Annotated in this window: 8 protein-coding genes; all 8 read left to right on the top strand. The window is 44.8% G+C overall.

Annotated elements, in window-relative coordinates:
• The first annotated feature begins 23 nt into the window (after positions 1–23).
• The 8 genes from MKX60_RS01610 to MKX60_RS01575 all read left to right on the top strand — a co-directional run bounded on the left by MKX60_RS01610 (position 24) and on the right by MKX60_RS01575 (position 13,454).
• Complete coding sequence (locus MKX60_RS01610; protein WP_042184444.1) at positions 24–1,043, top strand: LacI family DNA-binding transcriptional regulator; 1,020 nt, start codon at positions 24–26, stop codon at positions 1,041–1,043.
• 305 nt (positions 1,044–1,348) lie between these two features.
• Positions 1,349–2,686, top strand: coding sequence for a glycoside hydrolase family 30 protein (locus MKX60_RS01605; RefSeq protein WP_339244500.1), 1,338 nt, complete (start codon positions 1,349–1,351; stop codon positions 2,684–2,686).
• A 28-nt stretch (positions 2,687–2,714) separates the two neighbouring features.
• Positions 2,715–5,942 carry a cellobiose phosphorylase gene (locus MKX60_RS01600; protein WP_341058947.1) on the top strand — a complete coding sequence of 1,076 codons (3,228 nt, stop codon included), beginning with the start codon at positions 2,715–2,717 and terminating at the stop codon, positions 5,940–5,942.
• 217 nt (positions 5,943–6,159) lie between these two features.
• Positions 6,160–7,146 (top strand): ABC transporter permease, encoded by a 987-nt coding sequence (locus MKX60_RS01595; protein ID WP_081382970.1) that lies wholly within the window; start codon positions 6,160–6,162, stop codon positions 7,144–7,146.
• Positions 7,147–7,164: 18 nt separating this feature from the next.
• Positions 7,165–8,055, top strand: coding sequence for a carbohydrate ABC transporter permease (locus MKX60_RS01590; RefSeq protein ID WP_076285202.1), 891 nt, complete (start codon positions 7,165–7,167; stop codon positions 8,053–8,055).
• Between the two features lie 110 nt (positions 8,056–8,165).
• Positions 8,166–9,866 carry an extracellular solute-binding protein gene (locus tag MKX60_RS01585; RefSeq protein WP_076285203.1) on the top strand — a complete coding sequence of 567 codons (1,701 nt, stop codon included), beginning with the start codon at positions 8,166–8,168 and terminating at the stop codon, positions 9,864–9,866.
• Between the two features lie 127 nt (positions 9,867–9,993).
• A complete protein-coding gene (locus MKX60_RS01580; RefSeq protein WP_341050569.1) occupies positions 9,994–11,895 on the top strand; it encodes a cache domain-containing sensor histidine kinase in 1,902 nt (633 codons plus the stop codon).
• Entirely contained in the window at positions 11,892–13,454 is a 1,563-nt protein-coding gene (locus MKX60_RS01575) for a response regulator (protein ID WP_341058946.1), read from the top strand. Before MKX60_RS01580 ends, MKX60_RS01575 begins: the two co-directional genes overlap by 4 nt.
• The last annotated feature ends 130 nt before the right edge of the window (positions 13,455–13,584 follow it).

Below are 13,584 nucleotides of genomic sequence, written 5' to 3'. Positions count from 1 at the left end.
GTCAGGGCAAGGAGCGAGCCGATTTGACAACGATATACGATATTGCCAAAAGAACCGGTTACTCTCCAACAACGGTTTCTAAGGCGTTTAATAATTATTCCGATGTACGTGAGAAAACTCGTCAGGAAATATTCCGGGTTGCCCAAGAAATGGGGTATTTGCCAAATTCACATGCCCGTACATTGACCACTAAGAAATCGTGGACCATCGGCGTGCTGTTCGTAGAGAATACGGGATTTGGTATTCGCCATCCTTTTTTCAGCGCTGTGATCGAAAGCTTTAAGAAGGTTGCTGTTGAAAAGGGTTATGCCCTCATGTTTATCTCCAAAGATGTCGGTGGTAAGCAAAGCGGTTATTTAGAGAATTGCAGGATTCGTGGCGTAGACGGCGTTGTTGTCTTCTTGTCCGATTATGAGGATCCGTATTTCCGTGAACTGCTTGAGAGTGATATTCCTACCGTTATTATGGATTTCGAGACTTCTGAGACGCATACGGTATGCTCAGATAATACTTCTGGAGCCCAGCTGGCAGTGGAGTATCTAGCCTCTTTGGGGCATCGCAAGATTGCCCATATATCCGGCGGCATGAACACATTTCCAGGTAAAATGCGGGAGTTGGGTTACAAGACCGCTATGAAGCAGCGAGGGTTTAAAGTACCTAAGTCCTATGTTGTAAACGGAGCCTTTTATTCTCGGGAAAGCGGCTATAACGCGATGCTGGAGCTTCTTAAGCTCCCTGAACGTCCAACCGCCGTCTTTGCTTCCGGTGACTTACTAGCCTTAGGGGCTATTATGGCCGCTAAAGATAGTGGACTTTCCGTACCGATGGATATTTCAGTTATGGGTTACGATGACATCGATCTTGCCGAGTACGTTACACCTGCATTGACAACGGTGCGTCAGGATACGGAGCTTCTTGGAAGCCAAGCGGCGGACATTCTTTTAACCTCAATTGAAGGTAAAGTATTAGATAAGGAAGCGATTTTAGTTCCGGTGGAAGTGGTTGAACGGGAATCCTGTGCACCTCCGATTAGCGGAAAGTAGTCTGATAAATCTTGACGAACTGAAAAGAGTCCTGCTAAAGTAAAAGACAGTATAGCTTTCAATTGTTCTTATGAGATGAGATAGTGGTATTTGGCACATCTTATGTAGTGAGATGGAGCTATAATAGACCCATTGTTATAAATGCTCTTTCAATTGATTTGGAAGATCATTTTTTTTCGAAACAATCGAAACCGGTTTCGATTGTTTCGATTTGATGGCTCATTGCTCCGAATCTATAACATCGGAAGATGATCCAGTAAAGACTAGTGCTTTGGTAAGAAAACAATTCAGAGGAGATGGATGAAATGGCAAAAGTTCAAACTGTGGTAACTGCAAAAGATACAGGGGAACGCTTAACTCCAAAAGATGCAATTGTTTTTAGCGCAAGAGTAGGATCTGGGTCTGCCGATGTGGAGATTAAGCCAGAGCAGGAGTTTCAAAAGATGATTGGATTTGGCGGCGCTTTCACTGAAGCTGCTGCTTATACGTTGTCACGTCTGAGCTCCGAGAAACGAGCAGAGGTTATTCATCGGTACTTCCATCCAGTAGAGGGATTAGGTTATAGCATGGGGCGTGTTCATATTCACAGCTGTGATTTTGCCCTCGGCAATTATACTTATGTTGCTGATCATGACACAGAGCTAGCTACTTTTGATATCTCACATGACCATAAGTGGGTACTTCCGCTGATAAAAGACGCCATGGAAGTAAGAGGCGGTGCATTCACGATGCTAGCTTCTCCTTGGAGCCCTCCGGCATGGATGAAAACAAATGGGGAAATGAATAACGGTGGATCACTGAAGCCGGAATACGCAGAAGTTTGGGCACGCTACTATACGAAATTCATTGAAGCTTATGGAAAAGAGGGAGTACCGATTTGGGCAGTTTCCGTGCAAAATGAGCCGGCTGCCGTTCAGATCTGGGATTCATGTATTTATAGTGCGGAAGAGGAACGGGATTTTGTTAAAAATTATCTTGGACCGGTGATGCATCAGACCGGCCATTCAGATGTGAACATTGTAATCTGGGATCATAACCGCGATATTATGGTCGAGCGTGCTTCGGCAGTATTATCTGATCCTGAGGCTGCAAAGTATGTGTGGGGTACAGGTATTCACTGGTACGGAGGCGAGGAGTTCGACAAAGTAGAAAAGGTACATGATTTATTTCCTGACAAGCATTTGTTGTTCACAGAGGGCTGCCAAGAGGGCGGCGTTAAGCTGGGAGAATGGTTTACAGGCGAACGTTACGGCAGAAACATGATTGGAGATCTCAATGCGTGGACAGAAGGATACCTGGATTGGAACCTGGTACTGGATGAGACTGGAGGTCCTAACCATGTAGGCAATCTCTGCGATGCGCCGATTATTGCAGATACTACAACGGATGAAGTGCACTATAACAGCTCCTATTATTACATTGGGCATTTCAGTAAATTCATTGTGCCAGGTGCGGTACGGATCGGATTTACCTCTGAAGCGGAAGGTATCTTAACCACAGCATTCCGCAATCCTGACGGTAGCATTGCTGTCGTACTGATGAATGAAAGTGAAGAAGTGCACAGTGTAACGCTAGGTCTAGGCGAAGAGATTGCAAGCTGCGAGCTATCGCCTCATTCCATCGTAACGCATTTGATTTCATAAATAATCTACAACCTAGGAGGACATAAGTATGAGCAACTATTATTTCGAATCAGGTACATTTGTAATGGAGCAATTTGATGAAGGAAAGCCTTTTTCCAGTTTCTTACCGGGTCTTGCCGGACTGAAGGGAATTCCGATGTGGACTTTTTATGTGAATCGGGGGCAGGCCATTTGCAGCTTCGGGGTACGCGATAAGAATTCGCCAATCATGGAATTCTCTCCTGCAAATATCTCTTATAAGAACGTAGGGACGACCGGTTTCAGAACCTTTATCAAAATTAAAGGCGAGCAAGAGATTTATGAACCGTTTCAATCTGCGCGTCCAGATCCTGCTGCAAAGCGCCTCATGACCATTTTGCCTAATGGGCTTACCATTGAAGAAAGCCATGCCGGACATGGTCTGAAGACGACCGTACACTATTTTAATTTGCCTAATGATGATTATGCAGCGTTGGTACGTCGGGTAGAGATTGAGAACATCGGCGGTAAAGAGATCGAGCTGGAGCTGATGGATGGTCTGCCTGAAATCTTGCCTTATGGCGTAGAGAACAGTGGGTACAAGGAAATAGGGAATCTACTGCGCAGCTGGATGGACGTATACAACTTAGAGAATGGTATTCCGTTCTATAAGCTGCGTTCCAGCACCAATGATGATGCACAGGTTAGCGAAATTACGAATGGTCATTTCTACCTGTCGTTCACTGGTGAAGGAGAAAAAGTCTCGCCAATCGTCGATTTCGAGCTAGTCTTTGGTGGCAATACCTCTCTTACTTACCCAGACCGCTTTGCAGGATTAACCCTTGCCGAACTGGGCGAGCTTCCGCAATACCCGGTCAACAAGGTTCCGTGCGGTTTTAGCGGAGTGGCAAGACGTTTAGCGCCAGGTAGCAATCTGATCCTGAACACTCTGGTTGGACATGTAAATGACATCGACAAAATCAATAAGAAGGCGGAGCAGTTATGCCGCGATGAATATATCCTGTCTAAATCTCAAGAGGCCGCAGGTCTGACGGAGGATTTAACGGAAGACATTGCTACTCACACTTCATCGGCTGTGTTTGATGCGTATTGCCGTCAATCCTATCTCGATAACTTCCTGCGTGGAGGCTATCCTTTTGTCTTTGACAATGGTGGTGATGGCTTTGTAGTTCACTTATACTCGCGTAAGCACGGTGACTTGGAGCGTGACTACAATTTCTTCTCACTCGCCCCAGAATATTATTCACAGGGGAACGGAAACTTCCGTGATATGAATCAGAATCGTCGAAATGATGTGTTTTTTAATCCGAAGGTGGGTAGCTTTAACATCAAAATGTTCTATAGCTTGATTCAGGCGGATGGTTACAATCCACTGAGCGTGCAAGGAACAACCTTTGAAGTGAAACCGGATAGTAAGGCACAAGCTGCGGAGTGGATTGGAGAAGCTGCGGCAGATCATCAAGCTGAGCTTGTAAAGCTGTGTAGCACTCGGTTCACACCAGGTAGCTTAGTGAACTATATTGCGGATCATAACGTTGCCTTGAAGGTAAGCGAGCAACAATTTTTGTCGGGATTACTTGCCCTGTCACAGCAAAACATTGAGGCAGCTTTTGGCGAAGGCTTCTGGTCGGATCACTGGACATATAATATGGATCTGGTAGTAGGTTACTTGGATATCTTCCCTGACAAAAAGCAGGAGCTTCTATTTGGGGATAACACCTATGCGTTCTATGACAGCCCAGCGTATGTGCTGCCACGCAGTGAGAAATATGTAATCAGTGACGGAAAGGCCCGGCAATATGGTGCACTCCTTGAGGATGAGGAGAAGCTGCACAAGCTGAAATGGAAAGCTGGAGATACCCATTGGCTGCGTACTGAAGGCGGTCTCGGCGCCATTTACCACACCAATCTGTTCGTGAAGATGTTGTCTCTTGCCTTGAATAAATTTGCTACGCTTGATCCTTATGGTATGGGTGTAGAAATGGAAGGCAATAAGCCGGGCTGGAACGATGCTATGAATGGACTGCCTGGATTGTTCGGCTCCGGAATGAGTGAGACTTTTGAGCTGAAACGTACCGTAGTCTTTTTGTTAGATGCTCTGAACGGCAAAGAGAACGTCCAAGGAGCTGTAGACCTGCCAGAAGAAATTGCCCAGTTGCTTGAAGAGGTATATCATGCGGTCACGGCGGTTCTGTCGGGAGACTTGGAACAATTTAATTATTGGGATACTGTAGCTTCGGCGCGTGAGGCTTATAGAGCACGTATCCGTTTCGGTATTACTGGAACTGAGTCTGAAGTAACCTTAGAATACATTCGTGAGGCCCTCTCCAAGTTCTTGGTCAAAATCGACGAGGGAATCAACAAGGCAGTAGAACTTGGTAACGGACTTACCCCAACCTATTTCCGCTTTGAGGCGAAGAAATTCCAGCAGGTAACAGATGCTGAAGGTCAACCAGTACTTAGCGGATACGGCCTGCCAAAAGCTGTGGTAGAGGAGTTTGAGGTCTATGCATTGCCATACTTCCTTGAGGGGCCTACTCGCCTGTTGAAGACGCTGAAGGATCCGGTGCAAGCCAAAGAAATCTATAATCTGATTAAGCAAACAGAGCTATATGATCCGACTACGTCTATGTATCAAACTTCGGTTAGTCTAGAGGGTGAGTCTCATGAGATCGGACGAATGAGAGCCTTTACGCCAGGCTGGCTAGAGCGGGAGTCCAACTTCCTGCATATGTCCTACAAATATTTGCTTGAGCTGTTGAAGGGCGGGCTTTATGAGGAGTTCTACGGAGAACTGAAGACCTCGCTAGTTCCGTTCCTAGATCCGGCTGTCTATGGACGCAGCACGCTTGAAAATTCATCCTTTATCGCTACCGGAGGTAATCCTGATCCGAACAATCATGGTAGAGGGTTCGTTGCAAGATTAAGTGGGTCGACTGCTGAGTTCTTGAGTATGTGGAGAACGATGATGGCCGGTAGCCATGTTTTTAGAGTAGAAGATGGACAGCTTACATTATCTTTGGATCCGGTTCTACCAGGCTGGCTATTTGATGAACAAGGCAATCTCTCTTTCACATTTCTAGGTGGCACGGAAGTAACTTATTCGAACCCACAATGTGAGAATACATTTGGGGAGAGGAAGGTTGTTATTCAGAGCATGACGCTCGTCTATCACGATGGAACAGTGACCGAAATTTCAGGAGCACTCGTTCGTGGCGATGAGGCAGAGGCTCTGCGGCGTGGAGAGATCAAGCAAATTCGAGCAATAATGGCATAGAAAATAAGGGAGGGCCTAGGCCCTCCCTTATTTTTTCTCCAAATATAAGAAAGTCCTTACAGGATACCGAAGGCGTTTTAGCTTGAACCCGAAAAATGGAACCTATAATCCGAAATTCAATACCTTACGGAGACAGGCAAAAGCAAATACAATGAATATATAATATTTGTAAGCGCTTTATACAAGAGCGGATATAGAGATTCTGGAGGTCCATATGATGGAGAAAAAAACAAATGGGGAATTAAGCCCAGCGATGAAGCCTCAATTTTCGGGCAATTTCGAAACCGGTAAAGTAAATCGTACCCCGCTTTGGAAGAAGTTCATTACCCAACGTCATTTGCAGACAATGGCACTGCTCGGTGTAGTATGGATGATTATTTTTAACTACATTCCGATGTATGGCATTATTATCGCCTTCAAGGAGTACAACATCGTCAAGCCAATCTCAGAAGCTCCTTGGGTCGGTCTCGCGAATTTCAAAGAGTTCCTGGCGGACGATAATTTTGTGTATGTAATGAAGAATACGCTGGGCATCAGCTTAATCAAACTATTGATCTTTCCGCTGCCAATCATATTCGCTCTCTTTCTGAATGAAATCCGATCCGTTCGCTTTAAGAAGAGTATTCAGACGATATCGTATCTGCCCCACTTTTTGTCCTGGGTCGTCCTTGGCGGGATTCTTGCCACTTGGCTGGCAGATATAGGCATCATCAACAATATTCTGATGGCGCTGCATGTGATCGACCAGCCAATTTCGTTCCTGGCTGAACCAAAATATTTTTGGACTATTATTATTACCTCGGATTTATGGAAGGAGCTGGGCTGGTCAGCGATCATCTATCTGGCTGCCATTACCAGCATATCTCCCGAAATGTATGAAGCGGCCACCATCGATGGTGCCGGAAGATTCCAGAAAATGTGGTATGTTACCGTACCGACCATTAAAGGAACGATCAGCATCTTGTTTATTCTGGCAGTCAGCGGTGTACTGAACTCCAATTTTGACCAGATTCTGGTACTGCGCAATTCGCTGAATGACAGCGCGAGCAATGTGATTGACTATTATGTTTACTATACCGGTCTGCTTTCAGCCCGCTTCTCGTATTCAACAGCAATTGGGATGTTCAAATCGGTTATCTCGCTCATTCTGTTGCTGATTGCCAACCAAGTATCCAAAAAACTCAACGATACCTCGTTGTTTTAGGCCAAGGAGGACCTGTATATGATTACACTGAATCGCAGAACCAAGGGCGAAGTCGTCTTTGATATAGTCAACAATATTGGAATGCTTTGTATTTGCTTCGTTACGCTGTATCCGATCTGGTACGTGCTGATTAATGCTTTTAATGACGGAAAAGATGCTATGCTGGGTGGGATTTACTGGTTTCCGCGCAAGTTTTCATTGGAGAACTTTAGTGCTGTATTCAATAGCCCGGGTATTATGAGGGCGATGTGGCTTACCGTAGCCAAAACACTTCTCGGCGTAGGTCTGCATGTGTTCTTTACAGCGATGGTTGCTTATGCGTTTTCCCGCAGGGAACTGATTGGGGGCAAATTCTACATCCTGTTAGGCACGATAACCATGATCTTCGCAGGAGGACTTATTCCGACGTACCTACTCATCAGAGATCTTCATCTGCTAGAAAATTTCCTGGTCTATATTATTCCGGTCATGTTCAGCTTCTTCGATCTAATCATCTTCATGACCTTCTTCCGGGATATTCCTGATGGTCTGGAGGAAGCGGCGCGTATTGACGGAGCTAATGACTGGTCCATCTTCCTGCGGGTTGTCCTACCGGTATCCTTGCCCGTACTGGCTACCATTGCGCTATTCCATGGCGTTTACCAATGGAATGATTATTTTACCGGAATGATTTATATGAACAATGAAAGCATGCAACCGATTCAAACATTCCTGTACCGGGTTGTTGCTCAGTCTAGTTCCAATTTGATGATGACTGCCGTACAGGGAAGCGCCGTGACTAGGACGGTGACCTCGCAGTCCATCAAGCTGGCTACCATGGTGGTTACAACACTTCCGATTGTCTTTGCTTACCCGTTCCTGCAACGTTATTTCGTCAAAGGGATGATGATTGGCTCCATCAAGGGCTAAGTGCCGGTCGCAGTTCATCCGAACTAGTGGTATCTCCTCCAGACTGCTCCCGCAGTCTTGGAGTTGCAAATTATAATTATTAATCAATCTCAGAAAAGGGGTAAACAAGCATGGACATGAAAAGAAAGCCAAAGAAAATAATGCTGCTGCTTATGGCAACAATCATGGTTCTGTCCGTAGCGGGCTGTTCCGGCAATAATGGGAACGCCGCAAACAAAGGTAATACCGCAACGAAGACTGAAGGTAACACAGCAGAGGCAACAGCTACAACAGCGCCAGAAGCTACAGCACTGTCCGCTGATGAGCCGGGTTGGAAATCCGACACATCACCAATTACGTTTGACTGGTACCTGAACTTTGCCTGGTTCCCTAATAAATGGGGTGTGGATCCAACTTCCCAATATATCACTAAGAAAACCGGTGTTGACATTAACTTTATCGTTCCAGCTGGTAATGAAAATGAAAAGCTGAACACACTGATTGCTTCCGGTAAACTGCCGGACTTCATTACACTGGGATGGTATGAAGATGCCGTTAAGAAAATGATTGAAGGCAATCTCGTGCTTCCTCTTAACAAACTGGCCGAAGAATATGATCCTTACTTCTTCAAAGTATCCGACCCTGACAAACTGGGCTGGTACACACAAGCTGACGGCAATGTATACGGTTATCCGAATGCTTCTTCCTCTCCTAAAGATTACGAGAAATATGGCGACACTTATGTATCCAACCAAACCTTCGTAGTCCGCAAAGATATTTATGAAGCGATTGGCAGTCCTGATATGCGCACACCGGAAGGATTCGTGGCAGCGCTGAAGGCCGCTAAAGAGAAATTCCCTGCAATCGATGGTCAACCGATAATTCCGCTCGGTCTGCACGAATTTACCGCAACCGGTAACGATTCTCTGGAACAATACATTCAGAACTTCTTAGCTATTCCAAGAGAAAAAGACGGCAAGTTATATAATCGTGAGACTGACCCTGAATATATCCGCTGGATGAAAACTTTGCGTCAAGCGAACCAAGACGGCTTGCTTTCTAAAGATATCTTTATTGACAAACGTCCTCAAATGGAAGAAAAAATCGCTCAAGGCCGTTACTTCGCGATGCTGTACCAACGTACTGACTTTGGAACCCAACTGGGAACTCTGTACCAGCAAGACCCAAACAAAATTTATATCGCAGTTGATGGTCCGGCTAATACCAACCTGGATGCGCCTACTCTGAACGGCCCTGCTATTTCTGGCTGGACAGTAACGCTGATCTCCAAAGATGTTAAAGATAAAGCACGCGCCATTAAATTCCTCAGTTACCTGAACAGTGAAGAAGGTAATAAAGACCTCTATCTTGGCGAAAAAGGCGTCAGCTATGATACCATTGACGGCAAAGACCAATTTAAACCAGAAGTCTTTGATCTGATGAATAAAGACCGTGCGGCATTCGACAAGCAATATGGTTCTTCCTTTACGTTCTGGATGCTGATGAATACCAATATTACAGCTCAATGGACACCAAAAGCTGTAGAGCCTTTCAAACAGCTTGAAGACTGGACTCGCGGAAAAACAAAGAGTATTTCCGAGTTTGATCAAATCGATCCGTTGGCAAGCTCCCCTGAGGGCGTCATCTTATCTAAAATCAAAGATTTGCGCAGCAAAACGCTACCGAAGCTTTTGATGGCTCCATCCGATGCTGAATTTGATTCCATCTGGACAGATTACATCAAGAAGCAAGAGGATCTGGGGCTGGCTAAAGTGCAAGCCTTCCAACAAACAAAATATGAAGAGAATAAGCAAAAACTCGCAAAAAAATAAAATAAACAAGACCCAATCGCCCGCTAATGCGGGCGATTGGGTTATTTTCAATCTATAATATGGTATAGATATTAAATAGGTTAAATATTCACTATTTAGCGAGGTGGACAGAACAGAAGTGTATAGTGTGAACAGGCGTGAGCGAGCTAGAGCATTATGGCATTCTTTTAGTTATTGGTGGGGAAGAAGATCTCTCCAGAGTCGTTTAATTGCAGCCTATGTTTTTATTATTTTAGGCCCGTGCTTGCTGGTATCCGTCTACTTCTATGAGTCTATCAATAACACCTATCTCAGAGATGCCGTCGAGAAAAATGATTATTTGCTGCAAATGGAAAAATTACATATCTATAATCAAATTGAGGCGATGGAACGTGCGGCGCAGATGGCTTATTCTGATACCGATGTAGAAGAATTCCTTGCGAATGAAACTGAACCCCAGCTAGTAGATTTGATTAATTTCAATACAAATGCCTATGTGAATATGACTCGTATTCAATTTAATAATCCGAATATTGAGCATTTGAGGCTGTATTCGAAAAGCAATAAAGTGCATGAAATTTGGCCGATTATCTTTCGGGAAGAGCGGGTTTCTTCCAAGCCATGGTTTCAGAAAGCGCTTCAATTGAAGGGACAGGAATACTGGTCTTTTCAGAAAAGTGATCCTGATCTGATGCAGAGATACTTGGAAGCACCGGCGGAAAGTCTGCCAAAGGTTTCGTTGTTGCGTGAGAAGAGTCGTCCAGCAGACAATCATATCGGTATGGTGCAGGTGGATATGCTGCTGAGTCGTTTTACACCCAAGACGTATACAGACGTCCGGGATAATCAGACCCAGATGTTCCTTGTGGATAGTGAGCTGCAGGTTTTCACCAGACCGGACCATTCTTTTTTGCAGGATAATCTGAAGATGTCCGATATGATTGCAGAACGGTATAAGCATTTTCGGGAAACTGGAGCATGGGACAGTGAATACTCGGAGAATGGTCGATCGTTTTTGTTGATTAACACTCCGCTAGAACGTATTGATGCTTATTTGTTAAATGTAGTGTCCATGGAGGGAGTTATGAAGGATATCTCCCGAACGCGCAACTTAATCATTGGCGCCAATGTCGGGTTTATTACCTTGCTAACGCTGATTGCTTATGTGACAAATGCCTTTATTCTAAAAAATCTACGTAGATTGACCGAAACAATGAAAAAAGTGCGCAGAGGTGAAGCCTACAGTGGAATTATGATTCGGGGTGGAGGGGAAGTCGGTGAGCTTGCCCATCATTTCTCAAAACTGATGAACACGATCAATACATTGGTGGCTCAAGCAGTGAGTAAGCAGGCATTGTCAAAAGAGGCTGAGTTACGTACGCTGCATAACCAGATTGACGCACATTTTTTGTATAATACGCTGGAAAATATTAAAATGCTGGCTGAAATTGAGAACCAACGAACGATCTCGGATGCATTAACCTCACTGGGGGGGATGATGCGTTATAATTTCAAATGGTCCGGAGAGTATGTGAAGCTGCGAGATGAAATTCGTCATATTGAGAACTACATTGAAGTGATGAATATTCGTTTTGAATATCCGGTTAAGCTGGTGCTTCATATTGAGCCTCGATATTTGGAGCTGGAGGTGCTTAAAATGTCACTGCAGCCTATTGTGGAGAACAGTGTTAAGCATGCTTGGTGTGGTGAGAAAGAAAATTTACAGGACCCGAGCATTCATATTCATATTTCGGAAACGGAAGGCGATATTTTCATAGAGCTTCGTGATAATGGCATGGGGCTGACACCAGAGCGTCTGCATGCTTTAAACGAGGCGATTTATGCAAAAGATGAACGCTGTGAGAGCACTGCTGAACTGAGGGAGGCTGACCGCCGAACAGGTGGCATCGGACTGAGAAATGTGCATCAGCGTCTGCAAATTTTTTATGGCGATGAATATGGGCTTGTAGTACAGAGTGAAGCAGGAAGTTGGACAATGGTACGTCTGACCTTGCCGAAAGTTCTTTTGACGGGAGATAAACAACTATGAAGAAGCTACTGATCATTGATGATGAGAAGAATATCCGTTACGGTCTCAAAACTATGATTGAAAGAGAATTTCCGTCCGTGTATACCATCACAATGGCGAGTAATGGCGCAGAGGGGTTAGATATCTTTAAGACCGAAGGTGCAGATATTATTATTACAGATATTCGTATGCCAGTAATGGATGGAATTACGTTGTTGGAGCGGTTGTCTTCGGCGACAGGAGGTGAGAAAAGTCCGGCAGTGTTAATTTTAAGCGGGTATGACGATTTTGAATATGCCAAAAGTGCGATCCGTTATCGCGTGAAGGATTATTTACTTAAACCGATTCGTAGAGATGAATTATTCGAAATCTTGAAGTGTATAGATAAGGAGCAGGAGGAGCAGAATCTCAGCGCAAGGCAGCAGGAACAGGAAGCAGAACGTTTTCGCCGAGAGCTGCGTTCTAGCCGTTTACGCGAGCTGTTTATGCAGCAGGAAGTTCAGTTGGAGCGAGGGCAGCAGGAGAGCCTAGATGACTTGGAGGTTCCTTTTACAGTAGGTGTGTTGAATTACTATTGTAATGACGGAACAAGAATGAAGCCTGGGGATGTTCAGGGGCTGGTTGAACGATTGATGGGACCACTTGAAAAATGTTTTTCGGAAATCACAACGGACTGGGACGGTAAGCTAGTATTGCTCGGAACCAGAAAACAGGACTTTATTGAGCTGTCCAGACAAGCTGAAGCCAAAGAAATAATGGGATTGTCGATTGGGATAAGTAGCGAAGGAGGAAGTCTTGCAGACCTTCGTTCCTGTTATAAGGAAGCTTGTCGGGCATTACAGTATACTTTTGTATATCCTCAAGTGAACTTGTTGAATTACGAGGATGTGAGTCAAGAACGGTCTAATTCCCCCTTACCAAAGGAGGAAATTCGCAAGCTGCTCAATATGCTTGGAACAGAACGCGAGAAGGAGATGAAGCATCTTCTGGCTGTGATTTTTCAGACTGAGCATTTGAAGGCGCTTGACCTGTCTTATTTGGAGTCGGTGGGACAGAATATCAATGAATTGGTGCTGGATGAAGTATTTCGGGTGCATGGCGAGGCCTCGGTAGAGGTGTTGAAGCTGTATCGCACAGTGGGCAATATGTACAATTATCGTCATTTTCATGATTATTATCGTGCGCTTGAGAATTTGCTCCTGAGTGTGAGTAATTACATTGTAGGGGTACGCTCTGCTCATACGGAGCATGCTGACATGGAGGAAGCGCTGCACTATATTGAAGCCAACTATGCTCGTCCACTAAATATGGCTATGGTTAGTAACCATGTTTCTTTGAATTATTCTTATTTTAGCGAAGCCTTCAAAGCATATACTGGTGAGAATTTTGTCATTTATTTAAAAAGGGTACGCATCCGTCATGCTAAAGAACTGCTAGCGAAAGACTGTGGCAAGCTTGCTGAGGTTTCGGAGAAAGTAGGTTTTGAGAACAGTAAGCAATTTGCCCGTGTATTCAAAGAGTTGGAAGGGATCTCTCCAGGGGATTATAGAGCCAAAATGCTGTCTGAAGATTTTTCGTAAACGGCAGGATAAGTAGCTTTAGTATAAATATCATTGCTGTACTGTACCTTGATGGGTGTTAAGGGTGTCGTTAGAAGTGATCCTCCTATATAATGGCAGTGAGAAGCTTTGCTAGGATTAGCAGCAAGAG

Source organism: Paenibacillus sp. FSL R5-0914, from assembly GCF_038004525.1.
Taxonomy (GTDB): domain Bacteria; phylum Bacillota; class Bacilli; order Paenibacillales; family Paenibacillaceae; genus Paenibacillus_AQ.
The sequence above is the reverse complement of the archived record's forward strand: the minus strand, read 5'-3'. Positions and strand labels throughout refer to the sequence as shown.